The organism is Duganella sp. GW821-FHT07G03 (genome assembly GCF_059418605.1).
On sequence record NZ_JBWKQE010000005.1, the window covers coordinates 180,443 to 199,058 of the forward strand.

Annotated in this window: 22 protein-coding genes; 5 read left to right on the forward strand and 17 right to left on the reverse strand. The window is 64.4% G+C overall.

Features of this window, described 5'->3' with window-relative positions; genetic code table 11:
- Positions 1–15 precede the first annotated feature (15 nt).
- Together AC07OK_RS09470 and AC07OK_RS09475 are read right to left on the reverse strand one after the other, a co-directional pair.
- The gene (locus AC07OK_RS09470; protein WP_494690073.1) at positions 16–291 is read right to left on the reverse strand and encodes a type II toxin-antitoxin system RelE/ParE family toxin; all 276 of its coding nucleotides are present in this window, start codon (positions 289–291) and stop codon (positions 16–18) included.
- Between the two features lie 3 nt (positions 292–294).
- Entirely contained in the window at positions 295–735 is a 441-nt protein-coding gene (locus tag AC07OK_RS09475) for an antitoxin PaaA2 family protein (RefSeq protein WP_494690074.1), read from the reverse strand.
- A 68-nt stretch (positions 736–803) separates the two neighbouring features.
- Between AC07OK_RS09475 and AC07OK_RS09480 the strand changes: the two genes are divergently transcribed.
- From AC07OK_RS09480 to AC07OK_RS09490, 3 genes are all read left to right on the forward strand, one after another.
- The gene (locus tag AC07OK_RS09480) at positions 804–1,037 is read left to right on the forward strand and encodes a cytochrome b (RefSeq protein WP_494690075.1); all 234 of its coding nucleotides are present in this window, start codon (positions 804–806) and stop codon (positions 1,035–1,037) included.
- Positions 1,025–1,321, forward strand: a complete 297-nt coding sequence (locus AC07OK_RS09485) for a cytochrome b (protein ID WP_494690076.1) — start codon at positions 1,025–1,027, stop codon at positions 1,319–1,321. The genes AC07OK_RS09480 and AC07OK_RS09485 overlap by 13 nt, the downstream gene beginning before the upstream one ends.
- Before the next feature lie 110 nt (positions 1,322–1,431).
- Positions 1,432–2,508: a patatin-like phospholipase family protein gene (locus tag AC07OK_RS09490; protein WP_494690077.1), complete on the forward strand. Its 1,077-nt coding sequence runs from the start codon at positions 1,432–1,434 to the stop codon at positions 2,506–2,508.
- On the opposite strand, the gene waaA is transcribed toward AC07OK_RS09490, so the two are convergent.
- The 9 genes from waaA to rfbB form a co-directional block, all read right to left on the reverse strand.
- Positions 2,505–3,794: a lipid IV(A) 3-deoxy-D-manno-octulosonic acid transferase gene (waaA, locus tag AC07OK_RS09495; RefSeq protein ID WP_494690078.1), complete on the reverse strand. Its 1,290-nt coding sequence runs from the start codon at positions 3,792–3,794 to the stop codon at positions 2,505–2,507. The two genes, AC07OK_RS09490 and waaA, sit on opposite strands and share 4 nt — an antisense overlap.
- 5 nt (positions 3,795–3,799) lie before the next feature.
- Complete coding sequence (gene waaC / locus AC07OK_RS09500) at positions 3,800–4,813, reverse strand: lipopolysaccharide heptosyltransferase I (protein WP_494690079.1); 1,014 nt, start codon at positions 4,811–4,813, stop codon at positions 3,800–3,802.
- A 4-nt stretch (positions 4,814–4,817) separates the two neighbouring features.
- The gene (locus tag AC07OK_RS09505; RefSeq protein WP_494690080.1) at positions 4,818–6,200 is read right to left on the reverse strand and encodes a phosphomannomutase/phosphoglucomutase; all 1,383 of its coding nucleotides are present in this window, start codon (positions 6,198–6,200) and stop codon (positions 4,818–4,820) included.
- Between the two features lie 80 nt (positions 6,201–6,280).
- On the reverse strand, positions 6,281–6,592 hold the full coding sequence (locus tag AC07OK_RS09510; protein WP_217940992.1) for an H-NS histone family protein: 312 nt from the start codon (positions 6,590–6,592) through the stop codon (positions 6,281–6,283).
- Between the two features lie 66 nt (positions 6,593–6,658).
- Entirely contained in the window at positions 6,659–7,753 is a 1,095-nt protein-coding gene (locus AC07OK_RS09515) for an MraY family glycosyltransferase (protein WP_494690081.1), read from the reverse strand.
- 265 nt (positions 7,754–8,018) lie between these two features.
- Positions 8,019–8,876, reverse strand: coding sequence for a dTDP-4-dehydrorhamnose reductase (rfbD, locus tag AC07OK_RS09520; protein ID WP_494690082.1), 858 nt, complete (start codon positions 8,874–8,876; stop codon positions 8,019–8,021).
- Positions 8,873–9,421 carry a dTDP-4-dehydrorhamnose 3,5-epimerase gene (rfbC, locus tag AC07OK_RS09525; protein ID WP_494690083.1) on the reverse strand — a complete coding sequence of 183 codons (549 nt, stop codon included), beginning with the start codon at positions 9,419–9,421 and terminating at the stop codon, positions 8,873–8,875. The genes rfbD and rfbC overlap by 4 nt, the downstream gene beginning before the upstream one ends.
- Complete coding sequence (gene rfbA, locus AC07OK_RS09530) at positions 9,418–10,320, reverse strand: glucose-1-phosphate thymidylyltransferase RfbA (protein ID WP_494690084.1); 903 nt, start codon at positions 10,318–10,320, stop codon at positions 9,418–9,420. Before rfbA ends, rfbC begins: the two co-directional genes overlap by 4 nt.
- The gene (rfbB, locus tag AC07OK_RS09535) at positions 10,317–11,390 is read right to left on the reverse strand and encodes a dTDP-glucose 4,6-dehydratase (protein WP_494690085.1); all 1,074 of its coding nucleotides are present in this window, start codon (positions 11,388–11,390) and stop codon (positions 10,317–10,319) included. The genes rfbA and rfbB overlap by 4 nt, the downstream gene beginning before the upstream one ends.
- A 141-nt stretch (positions 11,391–11,531) precedes the next feature.
- Between rfbB and AC07OK_RS09540 the strand changes: the two genes are divergently transcribed.
- Positions 11,532–12,383 (forward strand): symmetrical bis(5'-nucleosyl)-tetraphosphatase, encoded by an 852-nt coding sequence (locus AC07OK_RS09540; RefSeq protein ID WP_494690086.1) that lies wholly within the window; start codon positions 11,532–11,534, stop codon positions 12,381–12,383.
- On the opposite strand, the gene AC07OK_RS09545 is transcribed toward AC07OK_RS09540, so the two are convergent.
- Genes AC07OK_RS09545 through AC07OK_RS09570 form a run of 6 tightly spaced genes read right to left on the reverse strand, consistent with a single transcriptional unit; the run spans position 12,380 to position 17,002 of the window.
- Positions 12,380–13,135 (reverse strand): lysophospholipid acyltransferase family protein, encoded by a 756-nt coding sequence (locus tag AC07OK_RS09545; RefSeq protein ID WP_494690087.1) that lies wholly within the window; start codon positions 13,133–13,135, stop codon positions 12,380–12,382. The two genes, AC07OK_RS09540 and AC07OK_RS09545, sit on opposite strands and share 4 nt — an antisense overlap.
- 9 nt (positions 13,136–13,144) lie before the next feature.
- On the reverse strand, positions 13,145–14,446 hold the full coding sequence (locus tag AC07OK_RS09550) for a dihydroorotase (RefSeq protein ID WP_494690088.1): 1,302 nt from the start codon (positions 14,444–14,446) through the stop codon (positions 13,145–13,147).
- A gap of 8 nt (positions 14,447–14,454) precedes the next feature.
- A complete protein-coding gene (locus tag AC07OK_RS09555; protein ID WP_008452016.1) occupies positions 14,455–15,420 on the reverse strand; it encodes an aspartate carbamoyltransferase catalytic subunit in 966 nt (321 codons plus the stop codon).
- A gap of 17 nt (positions 15,421–15,437) precedes the next feature.
- Positions 15,438–15,947, reverse strand: coding sequence for a bifunctional pyr operon transcriptional regulator/uracil phosphoribosyltransferase PyrR (pyrR, locus tag AC07OK_RS09560; RefSeq protein WP_494690089.1), 510 nt, complete (start codon positions 15,945–15,947; stop codon positions 15,438–15,440).
- A 5-nt stretch (positions 15,948–15,952) separates the two neighbouring features.
- Complete coding sequence (ruvX, locus tag AC07OK_RS09565) at positions 15,953–16,339, reverse strand: Holliday junction resolvase RuvX (protein ID WP_494690090.1); 387 nt, start codon at positions 16,337–16,339, stop codon at positions 15,953–15,955.
- Positions 16,340–16,351: 12 nt separating this feature from the next.
- The gene (locus AC07OK_RS09570) at positions 16,352–17,002 is read right to left on the reverse strand and encodes a YqgE/AlgH family protein (protein ID WP_494690091.1); all 651 of its coding nucleotides are present in this window, start codon (positions 17,000–17,002) and stop codon (positions 16,352–16,354) included.
- Between the two features lie 133 nt (positions 17,003–17,135).
- On the opposite strand from AC07OK_RS09570, the gene AC07OK_RS09575 reads away from it, so the two are divergent.
- Positions 17,136–18,572, forward strand: a complete 1,437-nt coding sequence (locus AC07OK_RS09575; protein WP_494690092.1) for a cryptochrome/photolyase family protein — start codon at positions 17,136–17,138, stop codon at positions 18,570–18,572.
- Positions 18,573–18,616 lie beyond the last annotated feature (44 nt).

An 18,616-nucleotide genomic window follows, 5' to 3' on the forward strand; every position in this document is an offset into this window, starting at 1 on the left:
GTTCAAGCTTGATCGCTATGAATCTTGACGTGTGTGAATGAGCCGCACGATTTCCATCACTTGCAACTTCGGCCGAACTTGATAGACCAGGACGATTTGATCTGCCACGCGAAATTCAAACGTTCCCTTTATTCGGCCTTTGTGACCCAGCGACGGAAAGTCAGCAAGCAGCTCTGCTGCTCGCCCGATTTTCCTATCCATCGAGATCGCGCCTTGAATGCTACGCGACTCAATGAAATCGAACAGGCGCTCCCTGTCCCGCACTGCACGAGTCGTCCAGTGCGCGATCATCGCTCAGACCTTGGAAAGCTTCTTTAAAAGCTCGGCGCGTCGCGCGGCGAATTTTTCCTCTACAACTGAATGGGGAATGCTCGGACCAGGGTCGTCCAGTGCCTCCTGCACTTGCTGACGGAACCACGCATTATGTTCTTCGTTTTTTTGAGTCTCACGCAGTCTCTCTGCAACCGCAGGATCATTGGTAGTGCGGTCAAGTTTGCTAACATCGACCAAAAAGTACGGTATTCCATGATCGCGAAGATAATCGTCCAGGGTCTCCAGCGTCGTGAATATCCGCAAACTACCATCTTCCAGGGCCAGCGCCTTCGCTGTTCTGCCGCGATGAACGACCAGATGCCATCCTTCTTTCAAACCGAATGCGCGCGCCACTCGAGATTTTTGTGCCTCAAGTAATTCCATCAATTCAGCTTGATTTATGGGCTTGAATGTAGTCTTCATGCTCCCTCCGCAGGACGCTCTTCGTCAGCCTTTGAGTATACCAAGATGCCGCAACGTACCTTGTCGCGATGGACACCACACAAAAATTCAGCCGCACCACCATCGTTCTGCATTGGCTGGTGGCGGTCAGCATTATCGGCTTGATCGCGCTCGGCATTTACATGGTCGAGACGGAATCCTGGCATCTGTACGACATCCACAAATCGATAGGCCTGCTGGTCTTCGTGGCGATCTTGGCGCGGCTGGCCTGGCGCTGGCGCAATGGCCTGCCGCAGCCGGTGCGGCCCATGTGGTGCTGCTGATCCTGACCGTGGTGCTGCCGTTGACCGGCATGCTCTACTCCGGCGCCAGCGGCCATGGCTTTGGCATCTTCGGCTGGGAGATTTTCCCCAGCCACCACCGTGGCGACCAGGCCATTCCGCTCAGCGTCCAGTGGTCCGACCTCGGCCAGACGATGCACGGCTTCCTCGGCTACCTGCTGCTCACGCTGATCGTGCTGCATGCCGCCGCCGCGCTCAAACACCACCTCATCGACAAAGACGCCACGCTGAAGCGCATGCTGGGCCGTCCGCCGGAATCAACATAAAGAAAAGACAGTTATCCGTTCCGCAAATATCCTTCATTTCATAATAAAAGTTGCTGCATGGAATTTATCGTGATAACTTCCGTTGCACTGCAGCATAAAGGATAAATCAAATGCAACAAACCATGAAAAAGAAGACCGGCCTGGTCTTGGGTGGAGGCGCGCCGAACTCGCCCCTGATCGCCGGCGCGCTGGCTGCCTTCCTCGACCAGGAGGTCGAATTCGATGTGATTTCCGCTTCCGGAGCGGGTGTTCTGATGGGCTTGCTGTACGCGGCGCCATTGGAAGGCTCGCCGCGCGAAGCGCTGAAACGCTGGGCCGATACCGGCGTCTCCGACAGCATCTACAAGATGATGCCGGTCAATTACAAGATCTTCCACAAGCCAGGCCAGGAGGCGGACGCCTTTCGCAACGCCTTCGCGCCATCGAACAGCCATCCGGTGTTTGGTGCGATGCAAAACGTGTTCGCCCAGGGCTCGGTGCCGTGGACCGACTGGACCCAGTTGCTGATGTCGACCATGTCGCCGTCCAATCTGTCGGCCAAGAGCCTGGGCCTGTGCGCACATGCGCCGTTCCTGGAAGGCGCGGTCGATTTCTCCGCCATCGCCAGCATGAAGCCGGAGTTCTACATCAACGCCTACAACCTGAACCAGCATCGCATGACGATCTGGGACAAGCACGAAATCAAGGCCGAACATGTGCGCGCCGCGCTGTCCTTCCCCTTCCTGTACGCGCCGACCGAAATCGACGGCGAGGACTACATCGAAGGCGCCGCGCTGGAAACGCTGAACTTCGATCCCTTCATCGAAGGCAAAGGCGAGCACCACGACACCGACACGCTGATCGTGCTCGACATCCTCGGCGACGAACGCCTGCTGCGCAAGCCGCGCAATCTGTACGACGCGTGGGTCGGTTCGATGATCACGCCGCTGGTGAAGATTTCGCAGAACCAGATCCGCCTGTTCGAGCTGGAACACAACACCGACCGCAAGACCGGCCTGCCGAAACGCCGACTGCTCAAGCTGGAGTTGATGGCCGCCGTGCCGGACGACCATATGCCGAACACGATGGACTGGTCGACGTCGAACATGCAGTTCCTGTTCGATATCGGCTACAAGGCGGCGACGCGCTTCTGCCGCCAGCACTCGACGGTGCTGCGCTACGCCGAAGAGACGGAGCTGGCGAGTTAAAGTTTAACCAGCGCCGGCAACAGCGCCAGCGTGCGGCGGGTGGCGCCGCGATGCTGGTTGGCGAAGGCCAGCGCGTTGCGGCCCATCGCCGCGCGCGCCGCTTCGTCGTTCAGCAGGCGCCCTGCGGCGGACATCAGCTGCGCCGCGTCGGCGACGCGTTGCGCGCCGCCCGCAGCCAGCGCGTCTTCCGTCACCAGCGCGAAGTTGAAGGTGTGCGTTCCGATCAGCACCGGCTTGCCCAGCGCCGCCGGCTCGATCAGGTTCTGGCCGCCCAACGGCAGCAGGCTGCCGCCGACGAAGGCCACGTCGCAGGCCGCGTAGTAAGCGAACATCTCGCCCATCGAATCGCCCAGCAGCACGTCGACAAAGCCGGGCAGCGCGGCATCGCCGCCGTCCAGCGCCAGCTTGCTGCGGCGCTGCACGTTCAGGCCATGCGCGCCGACCATTTTTTCCACTTCATCGAATCGCTGCGGATGGCGTGGCACGATCAACAGCAATACATTGGACGGCAAACCCGCGCGCTGCTGGCGGAAGGCGTCGAGTATCAGCTCTTCCTCGCCCTCGCGCGTGCTGGCGCACAGCAGCACCGGACGGCCGCCGATCACGCCGCGCAGCGCGGCGCCGATCGCCAGCGCCGCATCCGGCACGACCACGTCGAACTTGATGCTGCCGGTGATCTCCACGCGCTGCACGCCCAGCGAGCGCACGCGTTCCGCATCGGCCGCCGTCTGCGCCGCGACCAGCGAGATGCCGCGCGCGGCATCCACCAGCAGGGAACCGAAGCGGCGCGACCTGCGCAGCGAACGCTCCGACAGGCGGGCGTTGGCCAGCACCACCGGCACGCCGCGCTTGCCGCATACCGCGATCAGGTTCGGCCACACCTCGGTCTCCATCAGGATGCAGACCGCAGGCTTGAAATGTTTGATGAAGCTGCCCACCATCGTCGCCGTGTCATACGGCAGATACGACTGCACCAGCCGCGCGCCATGTTTGGCGAACAGCGTCTTGCCGGTGGCGCGCCCGGTCGGCGTCATGTGGGTGAGGACGATGCGGCTGCGCGGATACTCGGCCAGCAAAGCGTCGATCAGTGGTTCGGCGGCGCGGGTTTCGCCCACCGACACGGCGTGTACCCACAGCGTCTGTGCCTCAGAGGCGGCGCCGCTGTAGAAACCCAGCCGCTCGCCCCAGTGCTGGCGATAGCCGGGTTCCTTGCGGCCGCGCAGCCACAGGCGGGTCAGCACCAGCGGCAAGGCCAGGCACCACATCACGGAATAGAAAATACGCATGGCGATTATGACTGCGCGAGCAGGCTGCGCGCCGCCGCCAATACTTCGGCCACCGACGGCGGCGTGCCGCGGTCGCCCAGGTTGATGATGCGCGGCGACCAGTTACCCTCGGTCTTCCAGCGCGGCGAATCGGCGTAGATCTCCACCGTCGGCCGCACGAAGGCAGCGGCGATATGGGTCAATCCCGTATCGACGCCGATCACCAGGCCGGCGTGACGCGCCAACAGCATCGCATCGGCCATCGACAATTTAGGCAGCACGCGGGCGTTCGGCAGGCCGGCGGCCAGCACGTCGGCTTCGGCCTTTTCCTTGGGCGAGCCCCAGGGCAGCAGGATGGTCATGGGCGCCAGTTCGCGGCCCAGCGCTATCCAGTTCTCCGGCGCCCACTTCTTCGGGTCGCGCGCGGTGCCGTGGAAGTAGACGGCATAAGCTTCGGCCGGCATCCAGTCCGGACGCGGCTCGCTGGCCGACACTTCCGGCAGGCCGAAATCGGCCGGCGTGTCGACCGCGTAGCCCAGCGCCGCGCCGGCCACCAGGCGGCCGCGCGCCACCGCGTGCGTGCGCGGATCGGTCGGTATGCTTTGATTGTGGAAGATGCGCGAGACGCCCTCGTAGCCGGAGCCTTCGCTGCCGTTGGCCAGGCCGACCTTGCGGCCGCCCTTCACCACCCGGGCCGCGCCCATGATGATGCCGGTCTTGAGCAAGCCCTGCGTGTCGAACACATAGTCGTACTGCTGTTCGCGCAGGGTACGGAAAAAGCTTTTGATTTCGGCGCGGGTCTCGGGCTTGCCGAGACTCTTGCGCCAGCGCCGCAGCGCAAACGGAATGATGGTGCGCACGCGGGCGTTGAGCCGCACCAGGCTGACGTAGCCCTCCTCCACCACCCAGTCGATGTTCGCGTCCGGGAAATGGCGGGCGATATCGGCCACCATCGGCAGGTTGTGCAGCACGTCGCCCAGCGAGGAGACGCGCACCAGCAAAATGTTCAGCGGCTTGCGGCCGCCCGCTTGCGCCGTCATGCGCTTAGAACGGCAGTTCCGCGTCCGGCTTGGCAGCCTGGATCACGCTCTTGAACTGGCCCTGGATGCGCGCCAGCGCGGCCGGCGTTTCGGCCTCGAAGCGCATCACGATCACCGGCGTGGTGTTGGACGAACGCGCCAGGCCGAAACCGTCCTCGTATTCCACGCGCAGGCCGTCGATGGTGATGATCTGCACATTGCCGGGGAACTTGGCGTCGGCGCGCAGCTTGTCCATGACGATGACGTTTTCGCCTTCGTTCAGGTGCAGGTGCAGCTCGGGCGTGCTGTCCGATTGCGGCAGCGAGTTCAGCAGCTTGGACGGATCGGTTTCGCGGGTCAGGATCTCCAGCAGGCGGGCGCCGGAATACAGGCCGTCGTCGAAACCGTACCAGCGGTCCTTGAAGAAGATGTGGCCGCTCATCTCGCCGCCCAGCGGGGCGCCGGTTTCGCGCAGCTTGGCCTTGACCAGCGAGTGGCCGGTCTTGTACATCAGCGGCACGCCGCCGTGCTTGCTGATCCACGGCGCCAGGTGGCGGGTGCACTTGACGTCGTACAGGATCTGCTCCCCCGGATGGCGGCTCAACACGTCGGCCGCGAACAACATCATCTGGCGGTCCGGGTAGATGATCTGGCCATCCTTGGTGACCACGCCCAGGCGGTCGCCGTCGCCGTCGAAGGCGATGCCCAGCTCGGCGTCGGTCTGCTGCAGGCAGCGGATCAGGTCTTGCAGGTTTTCCGGGTGCGCGGGATCGGGATGGTGGTTGGGGAAGTTGCCGTCCACTTCGCAGAACAGCTCGACCACTTCGCAGCCCATGCCGCGGAACAGGTCGCCCGCGAAGGCGCCGGCCACGCCGTTGCCGCAGTCCACCGCGATCTTGATCGGACGCGCCAGCTTGACGTCGCCGATGATGCGCTCCAGGTACTGGGCGCGGATGTCGTGGGTGCTGTAGGCGCCCTTGTTGGCCGCCGACGAACCGTCGTGGTCGACGATGCGCTGGTACAGCGCGGTGATGGCGTCGCCGTGGATCGCTTCGCCGGCCAGCACCATCTTGAAGCCGTTGTAGTCCGGCGGATTGTGGCTGCCGGTGACCATGATGCCGGACGCGGCGCCCAGCACGTTGGTGCCGAAGTACACCATCGGCGTGGCCACCACGCCCAGGTCGATCACATCCACACCGGCCGCTTGCAGGCCTTCGGCCAGCGCCGCCGTCAGCACCGGGCCGGACAGGCGACCGTCGCGGCCGATCACGACCTTCGTTTCGCCTTTGGCCAGCGCGGCCTGGCCGAAGGCCTGGCCGATCTGGCGGGCGACGCCCGCATCCAGGGTTTTATCGATAATGCCGCGGATGTCGTAAGCCTTGAAGATCGTTTTAGATAAAGAAACCATAGTGTGGGAATGTGTATGCGAGGAGGGTTGAAGCCGGCGGCCGGCCTATCCGGCCGCCGAGTGTACAAAGTGCGAGCAGTTTAAACCTTTAAGCCGGCGATGTCTTTGCCGGCTTCCAGCCAGTCCTTGACCCACTTCGGCTGGCGGCCGCGGCCGGTCCAGAGTTGCGTGGCATCGGCCGGATTGCGGTAGCGTGGCGCCACGCTGCCGGTCTTGGCGCGGACGGCGCCGCTGCCGACCAGGTCTTTCAAGGGCACGCCCACGCTTTGGGCGATGGCCAGTATCTGTTCGCGCGCCTTGGCCAGGTCCTGGCTTTCGCGCTGTTTTAATTCGCGTTTAACTTGCTCTTGCAGATTACGCAAATCGGCGGAGGACATATTCGACAGATCCATTTGGTATTCCTTTTAAGTGAGGTGATATACAGCCCGGCGGGAATATATTACATCAACATAAAAAAGTCAGGTTTTCTTATGACGTATCATCCAGCGCGGGGCTTTAAAGCGGACGATGCGGACATATATCCAGATGTAACTGCTGATAAACAAAATACAGAAAACCATTAATGCCCAGGTATAGCGCCACAATACCGTGGCCGGTATCACCGCCATCAGCGAAAACAGCCATAAATACGGCGACGTCATCGAATTGCGGCGTATCAGCGCGCGCGCTTCTTTACGGCCGACCGCCCATTGCACGATGCGGCGGAAGATCAGGCTATGCAGATGGATGCCGTCCGGCATGGCCGGGGACTTTCCACGGACGAACATGCGGCGATAAACGGAGAATAAGGTTTCAAAGGTCGGATAAATCAACAGCAGCGCCGCGTACCAGGTAGAAACCTGCGGATTGCGCATCACCAGCAGCAGGGCCAGCTCGCCCAGCATGAAGCCGATGAAATACGCGCCGCCGTCGCCCAGGAAGATCATGCCGACCGGATAGTTCCAGATCAGGAAGCCGGCCGTGGCGCCCGCCACCATCAGCGCCGCGATCAGGACGAACATATCGTTGACCTGCAAGGCCACATAGCCCAGCGACAACAGCATGCAGATGCACACCACGCTGGCCAGGCCGTTGAAACCGTCGATGATATTGACCGCGTTGGCGATGCCGGCCACGGCCAGCACCGTCAGCGGCAAGGTCAGCCACATATATTGCAGCGGCCAGGCGGAAAACGCCCAGTCGATGCGGTCGACGCGGGCGTCCAGCAGGAAATAGCCGAGCGCGGCGGCGGCCATGGTCAAGACCAGGCGGCGGGCGGCGCTGACGCGGCCGGTGTAATCCTCGACGATGCCGCCGACAAAGGCCACGGCGGAACAGGCCAATAGTGACATCAGCCAATGCGTCATGGCCGGCACCCGCCAAATGGAGATGAAAGAACTCAGCGCCACCGATAAGAATATCGATAAGCCGCCAATCCGGGCGACATGATGGGCATGTACTTTTTGCACGCCCATGAAATCGGAGTCGAGCGCAGGACCGTGCAATCTCGCTTCTTTAATCACCAGCAGGGTTAGCAGCGCGGAAGCGACAAAGCTCAGTAAAAAGGAAAACATATTTTTCTATACAAAATTACCGGATGCGCTCACCGATAAGGATGGACTACACGCTAACTCGCGATTGTAGCGGCGATTGTACCGGAATAAGCGGGCAGGTCCTGAATTGACGGCCGGTAATAGCCGCACGGCGTCAAACATTAGACAGTTTTGCAACGTCAGCCGCGCCCAAGCATGCCGGCGCGCTGATGGAGCGCGTCGGCATGATAGCAGCAGCGTATGGCGGCGGCGAAAAAGCTTACCAAACGATACAACTGGCCAGGGCTCAGCGCATGCACAGGTGCAAGGCTTCTTTCCAGTCCGGCAAGTGGCAGAAACGCGCCATCAGGCGCTCGGACGACAGCACCGAGTACTGCGGGCGTTTGGCCGGCACCGGATACTCGGCGCTGGTGATCGGCAGCACGCGGCATTCCAGCCCCGCCGCCTCGACGATGGCGCGGGTGAAGTCGAACCAGGTGGTCTGGCCCTGGGCGCTCAGGTGATACACGCCGCTGTTCTGCACCCACCACTCGCGCCCGCCCGCATGGGCTTGCGACAGCACCAGCGCGGTGGTGTCGGCGATGGTGCGGCTCCAGGTGGGCGCGCCGTGCTGGTCGGCCACCACGCGCAGCTCGTCGCGCTCCGCGGCCAGGCGCAGCATGGTCAGCAGGAAGTTCTTGCCGCGCATGCCGTACACCCAGCTGGTGCGGAAGATCAGGTGCCGGATGCCGGCCGCGGCGATGGCCTGCTCGCCGGCCAGCTTGCTGGCGCCGTAGACGTTGAGCGGGCCGGTGGCGTCGTCCTCCGCCCGCGCCGTCGGCGCGCTGCCGTCGAACACGTAGTCGGTCGAGTAGTGCACCATGGCCGCGCCCAGCAGCCTGGCTTCCTGCGCCATCAGGCCCGGCGCTTCGGCGTTGATGCGGTGCGCCAGTTCCGGCTCGCTCTCGGCCTTGTCGACCGCCGTGTAGGCGGCCGGATTGACGATCAGACCCGGCTTTTCGCGGCGGATCACGTCGCGCACCTGGTCCAGGTCGGACAGGTCCATCACCTTGCGGTCGACCGCCACCACCTCGCCTATGCCTTGCAGGCTGCGCGCCAGTTCATACCCCACCTGGCCGCTGCTGCCGGTCAGCAGGATTTTCATGCGAACACCTCGGCGTCGGCCAGCAGCAAGGCCGCCTGGTCTTTACCGGACAGCAGCGGCGCCGCCTCCAGCGCCGGCCAGGCTATGCCGATGGCCGGGTCGTTCCACAGCACCGAGCGCTCGTGCTCGGGCGCCCAGTAGTCGGTGGTCTTGTAGAGGAATTCGGCGGCGTCGCTGGTGACCACGAAGCCGTGCGCGAAGCCGGGCGGTATCCACATCTGCTTCTTGTTCTCGGCCGACAGTTCGATGCCGTACCACTGGCCGAAGGTGGCCGAGCTCTTGCGCAGATCGACGGCGACGTCGAACACGCTGCCGGCGGTGGCGCGCACCAGCTTGCCCTGCGCCTGCTCGATCTGGTAGTGCAGGCCGCGCAGCACGCCCTTGGCCGAGCGCGAGTGATTGTCCTGCACGAAGGGCAAGCTGACGCCGGTCAGCTCGGCGAAACGGCGGGCGTTGAAACTCTCGAAGAAAAAGCCGCGGTCGTCGCCGAACACGCGCGGCTCCAGCACCAGCAAGCCTTCCAACGGCGTAGTGATCACCTTCATCGCGGCACGACCTTATCCTCGAGAATCTGCAGCAGGTACTGGCCGTAGTTGTTTTTCTTCAGCGGCTCGGCCAGCTTGCGCAGCTGGGCGGCATCGATGTAACCCTTGCGGTAGGCGATCTCTTCCGGGCAAGCCACTTTCAGGCCCTGGCGCTTTTCGATGGTGGCGATGAACTGCGAGGCGTCGAGCAGCGACTCGTGGGTGCCGGTGTCCAGCCAGGCCATGCCGCGCCCCATCACCTCGACGTTGAGCTGCTGCTTTTCCAGGTAGACGCGGTTGACGTCGGTAATTTCCAGCTCGCCGCGCGCCGACGGCTTGATGCTGGCGGCGATGTCGCACACCTGCTTGTCGTAGAAATACAGGCCGGTGACGGCGTAGTTCGATTTCGGCTCGAGCGGCTTTTCCTCGATCGACACGGCCGTGCGGTCGGCGTCGAACTCGACCACGCCGTAGCGCTCCGGGTCCTGCACGTGGTAGGCGAACACGGTGGCGCCGTCGGTCTGCTCGGTGGCGTGGCGCAGCAGCGCGTCGAGGTCGTTGCCGTAGTAGATGTTATCGCCCAGGATCAGCGCCGACGGCGAGTCGCCGACGAAGTCCTTGCCGATGATGAAGGCTTGCGCCAGGCCGTCCGGCGACGGCTGGACCGCATAGCTGATGTGGATGCCCCACTGGCTGCCGTCGCCCAGCAGGTCCTGGAAGCGCGGCGTGTCCTGCGGCGTCGAGATCAGCAGGATCTCGGTCATGCCGGCCAACATCAGCACCGTCAGCGGATGGTAGATCATCGGCTTGTCGTAGATCGGCAGCAGCTGCTTGGAGACGCTCATCGTCACCGGATACAGGCGGGTGCCGGAACCACCGGCCAGGATGATGCCTTTGCGGCTATTGGTAGGGGTGCTCATTGCTGGCCTTCGCGATTAAAGTAATTGGTTTCCACCCACTTGGCGTAGCTGCCCGACTGCACGTCGGCCACCCAGGCCTGGTGGTCCAGGTACCACTGCACGGTCTTGGCGATGCCGGTCTCGAAGGTCTCGGCCGGTTTCCAGCCCAGTTCGCGCTCCAGCTTGCGGGCGTCGATGGCGTAGCGGCGGTCGTGGCCGGGCCTGTCCTTGACGTAGGTGATCTGCGCGCGGTAGCTGGCGCCGTCCGCTCTCGGCTTGAGCCGGTCCAGCATGTCGCACAGCGTGTGCACCACGTCCAGGTTGGCCATCTCGTTCCAGCCGCCGACGTTGTAGGTCTCGCCCAGCCGGCCCGCCGCCAGCACGCGGCGGATCGCCGTGCAGTGGTCGCTGACGTACAGCCAGTCGCGCACCTGCTGGCCGTCGCCGTAGATCGGCAGCGGCTTGCCCGCCTGCGCGTTGGCGATGATCAGCGGGATCAGCTTCTCGGGGAAGTGATACGGGCCGTAGTTATTGGAGCAGTTGGTGGTCACCGTCGGCAGGCCGTAGGTGTGGTGGTAGGAACGCACCAGGTGGTCGGAGGCGGCCTTGGACGCCGAGTACGGGCTGTTCGGCGCGAACGCGGTGGTCTCGCTGAACGGCGCATCGTCCGGGCCCAGCGTGCCGTAGACTTCGTCGGTGGACACGTGCAGGAAGCGGAACGCTGCCCGCTCGTCGTCCGGCAGCGCCGACCAGTAGGCGCGCGCCGCTTCAAGCAGGCTGAAGGTGCCGTTGATGTTGGTGTTGATGAACTCGCCCGGTCCGAGGATGGAGCGGTCCACATGGCTTTCCGCGGCGAAGTGCACCACCGCGCGCGGCTTGTGCTGCTGGAACAGGGCCAGCACCTGCGCCTGGTCGCAGATGTCGCCGCGCACAAAGGTGTGGCGCGCGTCCTGCTTCAGCGACGCCAGATTGTTCAGATTACCCGCATAGGTCAGCTTATCGTAGTTGATAACAGACTCGTCCGACTGCGCCAACCAGTCGAGTACAAAATTCGAGCCGATGAAACCCGCACCACCCGTCACAAAAATCATTTAGTATCCCGCTGCAAGAGTCAAAGTAGTCGCAAGCATGATTTTATGTGAAACTGCCCTGCTACCGGGCAAAAATCGACACCCCGCGCTCTGAATTCAGGGTATTTCAGATTCCAAAGCAACGAACCACAGAGCATCCACATGAAAACCTACGTAATCGGGGATTTGCAGGGCTGCCACGAGCAGACCTTGTTGCTGCTGGAGCGCGTCCGCGAGCATGCCGGTGAGGACGAGCCCGTCATCCTGTTTGCTGGCGACCTGATCAATCGTGGCCCGGATTCATTGGCCACGCTGCGCCATGTGCGGGCGCTGGCGATGGGCAGCGGCGGCCGCATCGACAGCGTGCTCGGCAATCACGACCTGCACTTGCTGGCGGTGGCCTACGGCATCCGGCCCGAGCACAAGTCCGACACCCTGGCCGAGATCCTGCACGCGCCCGACCGCGACGAGCTGATCGATTGGCTGCGGCGCCGTCCGCTGGCCATCCACACCCAGGGCCATGTGCTGGTGCACGCCGGCCTGCTGCCGCAATGGACGGCGGCGCAGGCGATGGGGCTGGCCGGCGAGGTGCAGCAGATGCTGCGCGGCGCCGGCATGGAAGAGTTCCTGGCCGAGATGTACGGCAACCTGCCCGACCGCTGGAGCGACGAGCTGCAAGGCGCGGACCGGCTGCGCTGCGTCATCAACGCGATGACGCGGCTGCGCTTCTGCGACGCCGACGGCGTGATGGATTTCAAGATGAAGGAAAGCGGCACGGCGGAACAAGGTTCGGGCCTGATGCCGTGGTTCGAGGTGCCGGGCCGGCGCAGCCGCAAGGAGACGGTGGTGTTCGGCCACTGGTCGGCGCTGGGGCTGGTGTTGAAGCCGCATTTGATCGGGCTCGACAGCGGCTGCGTGTGGGGCGGCCAGCTGACCGCCGTGTGCCTGGAAGACCGCAGCCTGCTGCAAGTGCAGTGCCCGGAGTTCCAGCAACACGGCGGCAAAAAAGCCTAGTGCGCTGAGTGCGAACCTGCCGTCACGCCCAGCGCGGCGGCGACGGCCTGGTGCGTGGCCTCGGCCAGCTGGCGGCGGTGCGCGCCGATGCTGCTTATGGCCGGCAAGATGGTCAGCCTGGCCTTCACCGGCGGCCCGTCCAGGATCAGCATGATGCTCTCGGCGAAGCTGGTCTCGCCGATGAAATCCACCGACGGATGCGAAGCGCCTGACGGCTCGCGGTACGACAAGGCGATCGCCTGCACCGGCACCTTGGCGTCGATCGCCGCCTCGAACAGATTGGCGTGGAACGGCAGCAGGCTGCCCTGCGCCGCCGTGGTCCCCTCGGGGAAGAAGGCCACGCGCTCGCCGCGCTCCAGGCTGTGCACCAGTCCCTTGAAGATGTGCCGCAGGTCGCGCCGGTTGCCGCGCGCGATGAAGACCGTGCCGGCCTTCTCCGCCAGCCAGCCGGCCAGCGGCCACGCGCGGATCTCGGCCTTGGCCACAAAATGACTGGGGTGCAGGCTGTGGATGACAAAGATGTCCAGCCACGACACGTGATTGGCCACCACCATCGCCCGGTCCAGCAAGGGCACGCCGGCGCTCTGCTCCACCGTCACATTGCACATCGCCAGCAGCCGGGTCGACCAGCGGCGGATGTGGCCGTTACGCTTTTCCTGCCCGATCCAGGGGAACACCGTCGCACAAATCGCCATGCCCACCAGCACATGCAGAAACACCCGCGCCAGGCGGAAGATCATCGTAAGCTTCATGCCAACCGATCAGCTGCGTTGGTAGGCGACGTGACCTGCCACGATGGTGGTGCGGACCTGCCCGGCCAGGTTGTAGCCGATGAAGGGCGTGTGCTTGCCCTGGCTGGCCAGCGCCGACGCTTCCACGGTCCAGCGCGCTTCAGGATCGAACAGGCAGACGTCGGCCGCGGCGCCGACCGACAGCGTGCCGGCGTCCAGCCCGGCCACGCGGGCCGCGTCGGACGTGATGCGCGCCAGCGCGCGCGCCAGCGGCCGCACGGCGCCGGTGTCCTGGGTGGCGGCGTAGTCGTCGGCCCATTTCAGCGCCAGCGACAGTAGCAGCTCCAGGCCGGTGGCGCCGGGCGAGGCTTCGCCGAACGGCAGCAGCTTCTCGTCGTCGTCGACCGGCGTGTGGTCCGAGCACAGCGCGTCGACCGTGCCGTCCAGCAGGCCGAAGCGGATCGCGTCGCGGTCGCGCTGGCTGCGGAACGGCGGCGTCACGCGCGCGTTGGAATCGAAGAAGCCGATGTCGGCGTCGGTCATGTGGATGTGGTGGGCGCCGACGTCGCAGGTGACGGGCAAGCCTTCCTTCTTGGCGTTGCGCACCAGCTCCAGGCCGGCCGCCGACGACATGCGGCACAGGTGCACGCGGGCGCCGGTGGAACGCATCAGCTCGAAAATCGTGTGCAGCGCGATGGTCTCCGACATCACCGGCACGCCGGACAGGCCCAGGCGCGAAGCCAGCGGGCCGCTGGCCGCGATGCCGCCGCGGCCGATGTGCGCATCCTGCGGACGCAGCCACACGGTGTAGTTGAAGGTCTTGGCGTACTGCATGGCGCGCAGCAGCACGTTGGTGTCTTCGATCGGCTCTTCCGCCTGCGCGAAGCCGATGCAGCCGGCTTCGGTCAGCTCGGCCATCTCGGTCAGCGCCTTGCCCTTGAGGCCGACGGTCAGCGCGCCCAGCGGGTGCACATTGGCCTGGTTCAGCGTCTTGGCGCGGTGCTTGAGCATCTCCACCAGGCCCGGCTCGTCGAGCACCGGATCGGTGTCGGGCGGGCAGATCAGGCTGGTCACGCCGCCTTGCATGGCGGCCTGCATTTCCGATTCCAGCGTGGCCTTGTATTCGTAGCCCGGCTCGCGCAGGCGCGCCGACAGGTCGACGAAGCCGGGCGAGACGATCAGGCCGGTGGCGTCGATGGTCTGGTCGGCCGTGAAGCCGGAAGGTGCGCTGCCGACCGCCAGCACCTTGCCGTCGGCGATGTAGAGGTCGTTCTTGCCGTCGATGCCGTTGGCCGGATCGATCAGGTGACCGTTTTTAATGTGTAGTTTCATGCCTGCGTTCATCCCTGCGTCCCCGCCACTATGCTCATTACCGCCATCCGTACTGCGATCCCGAAAGTCACCTGCGGCAGTATCACCGCCTGCGGACCGTCCGCCACCGCCGAGTCGATCTCGACGCCGCGGTTCATCGGGCCCGGGTGCATGACGATCGCGTCCGGCTTGGCCAGCGCCAGGCGTTCCGGCGTCAGGCCGTAGCTCTTGAAGTATTCCTGCGCCGACGGCAGCAGCGCGCCGCTCATGCGCTCGTTCTGCAGGCGCAGCATGATGATCACGTCGACGCCCTTCAAGCCCTCTTCCATGTTGGTGAAGGTGCGCACGCCCATCTGCTCCAGGCCGCCCGGCAGCAGGGTGTGCGGGCCGATCGCGCGCACTTCCGGCACGCCCAGGGTGGTCAGCGCGTGGATGTCGGAACGGGCCACGCGGCTGTGCAGGATGTCGCCGACGATGGCCACCGTCAGGTTGGTGAAGTCCTTCTTGTAGTGGCGGATGGTGTACATGTCCAGCAGGCCCTGGGTCGGGTGCGCGTGGCGGCCGTCGCCGGCGTTGACCACGTGCACGTGCGACTGCTTGGTGTCGTGCAGGTGCTTGGCGATCAGGTAGGGCGCGCCCGACTGCGCGTGGCGCACCACGAACATGTCGGCGTGCATGGCCGACAGGTTGTCGATGGTGTCGAGCAGCGATTCGCCCTTGCTGGCGGACGAGGCCTGGATGTTCAGGTTGATCACGTCGGCCGACAGCCGCTTCGAGGCGATCTCGAAGGTGGTGCGGGTGCGCGTGGAGTTCTCGAAGAACAGGTTGAACACCGACTTGCCGCGCATCAGCGGGACCTTCTTGACGTCGCGGTCGGAGATGCCGACGAACGACGAGGCGGTGTCCAGGATGTGGTTGACGATGGACTTCGGCAGTCCCTCGATCGACAGCAAGTGCTGGAGCTCGCCGTGTTTATTCAGTTGCGGATTAAGCATATGGTTTTGTCTAAGCGTTATTCTATGGTTAGCGTGAATTTTCCATCGTCGGCGCGCTTGAGCACCAGCGCCTGCCCTTGCGCCACCTGCACGTGGGCGGCGACGAAATCGGCCGCCACCGGCAGCTGGCGTTCGCCGCGGTCGACCAGCGCGGCGAGCATGATGCGCGCCGGGCGGCCGTAGTCGAACAGCTCGTTGATCGCGGCGCGGGTGGTGCGGCCGGTGTACAGCACGTCGTCCACCAGCAGGATGTTGGCGGCCGCCACCTCGAAGCCGATGTGGGTCGGCTTGACGTCGGCCGGCAGGCCCTTCTTGGCATAGTCGTCGCGGTAGAAGGACACGTCCAGCACGCCGCAGCGGGCGGACAAGCCGAGGTCGGCCGCCAGGCGTTCGGCGATCCAGGCGCCGCCGGAGTGGATGCCGACGATGGCGACATCGGCCACGCCGGCCAGGCCGGCTTGGACGTCGGCCAGGAGGGTCGCGTACAGCGCTTCGGCGTCGAGTTGGTTGGGGTTCAGTGTGGACATGGGAGTTAGTGGGTGTCGAAATATTGTTGCAGAATGATAGCGGCGGCGCGGTCGTCGATGACTTCGCCGCGCTTGGCGGAAATCACGGCCGACGAATAGCGCTCGTCGACCAGCTCCACCGGCAGGCTGAAGCGGCCGTGCAACTGGTTGGCGAACTTGCGCGCGCGCGCCGTCATCTCGTGCTCGGCGCCGTCGGGATGCATGGGCAGGCCGACCACCAGCCGCGCCGGCTTCCATTCGTCCAGCAGCGCCTGGATGTCGGCAAAACGGGTGGCGTTGTCGATGGCGCTGATCACCTTGACCGGTTCGGCCTGGCGGATCATCGTATTGCCCATGGCCACACCGATGCGTTTGACGCCGAAGTCGAAGGCGAAGATGGTCTCGATATTCACGGCATGCACATCTTATGCATGGCCGGCCTCCGAGGTCAGCATCAGCGGATCGATGCCCAGCAGGCGCATCGCGGCTGTGTAACGCTCTTCAATTGGCAGGTTGAACAGGATCTCCGGATCGGCGCCCACGGTCAGCCAGCCGTTGCGGCTGATTTCGTCTTCCAGCTGCCCCGGACTCCAGCCCGAATAGCCGATCGACACCAGCATGCGCGGCGGACCGTCGCCGGCGGCCACGGCCTCCAGCACGTCGATCGAGGTGGTGAAGGCCACGTCCTCGGTCACCGTCAGCGACGACGAATAGCGGGTGCCCGGCGTGTGCAGCACGAAGCCGCGGTCGTCCTGCACCGGGCCGCCGAACATGATGGGGGCGTCGACGTCGACGCTCGACTCCAGCTTGAGGTCGATGCGCTCGAACAGCACCTCCATCGTCATGTCGGTGGGTTTGTTGATGACCACGCCCAGCACGCCGTTTTCATTGTGCTCGCACACGTACACGACGGTGCCGCCAAAGACCGGATCCTGCATGGAAGGCATTGCAATCAGGAAATGATTTGCCAGGTTCAGCGTCGCCGCCATACCGTTACCAGGGGATTCCAAGGGATCGCCGGCTTCCTGCAGCAGGCCGGGTACAGGGAGAGTTTTGCCGATTTTGCTTTTCTTCATATGCGTGTTCTTTCTGTGCTGCTGACAATTACTGTAGTATTCGCGCGGCTAGCAACTCTGTCTAACCGATAGTTTACACTGAATTGCGGATGCGGCCATGTTTGAGTTCCCCCACCCGATTGACACAGACTGAATGAAACTGAATTCTTCCCTGGTCTGGCTGCGCCGCGATCTGCGGGTTTTCGACCATGTCGCCCTAAACCAGGCCCTGCAGGACAGTGCCCGCGTGTATTGCGTTTTTGTCTACGACAGCACCATCCTGGCCGGCCTGCCGCGCCGCGACCGCCGGGTCGACTTCATCCATGCCAGCATCGCCGACGTGGCGGCCGAACTGCAACAGCTGGGCGGCCACCTGATCGTGCGCCATGCCGATCCGGCCGCCGCGATCCCGGCCCTGGCCGCCGAGCTGGGCGTGGACGCCGTGTACTGCAACCACGACTACGAGCCGCAAGCCATCGCCCGCGACGCCGCCGTGGCGCAGGCGCTGCATGCCGACGGCCGCCAGTTCCTCAGCTACAAGGACCAGGTGGTGTTTGAAAAAAGCGAAGTGCTGTCGCAGACCGGCGGCGTGTTCTCGGTGTTTACGCCCTACAAGAACGCCTGGCTGAACAAGCTGGAAGCGGACCCGTCTGTGCTGGCGCCCTGCCACATCGAAGCGCACGCGGCGCGGCTGGCGCCGCCGCCCGCCCAGACTGCGGCGCTGCCAACCTTGGCCGAGCTCGGCTTCGAGCCCAGCAACCTGGCCGAGATGAAGATCCCGACCGGCATGTCGGGCGCGGCGCGGCTGTGGGAAGACTTCCTGCCCCGCATCGCCAGCTACAAGGACGCGCGCGACTACCCGGCCGTCAAGGGACCGTCCTACCTGTCCATCCATTTCCGCTTCGGCACGCTGTCGGTGCGGCACCTGGTGCGCACCGTGCTCGACCTGATGGCGCGCGGCGTCGGCGGCGAAGGCGCGCCGGTGTGGCTGGCGGAATTGATCTGGCGCGAGTTCTACGCCATGATCCTGTTCCACCACCCGCACGTGGTGGGCGGCGCCTACAAGCCGGCCTACGACGCCATCGAGTGGGAAACCGGCCCGCAGGCCGACCAACTGTTCGCCGCCTGGTGTGAAGGCCGCACCGGCTACCCGCTGGTGGACGCGGCGATGGCCCAGCTGAACCAGACCGGCTACATGCACAACCGCCTGCGCATGGTGACGGCCTGCTTCCTGATCAAGGACCTGGGCATAGACTGGCGCCGCGGCGAGGCCTATTTCGCGCAGCATCTGAACGACTACGACCTGGCCTCCAACAACGGCGGCTGGCAATGGGCATCCTCGTCGGGCTGCGACGCCCAGCCCTACTTCCGCATCTTCAACCCGGTCACGCAATCGGAGAAGTTCGACAGCACGGGCAAGTTCATCCGCCGCTACCTGCCGCAGCTCAAGCATCTGAGCGACAAGGAAATCCACGCGCCGTGGCTGGCGCCGCGCATGCTGCCGCTCGACTACCCTGCTCCCGTCGTCATGCACGACGAAGCGCGCAAGCGCACGCTGGAGCGCTACGCGGTGGTGAAAAAACCGGGCTAGCGCTGGGGGTCAGTTCCGGCATCGTGCCACGCGTGGCACGATGC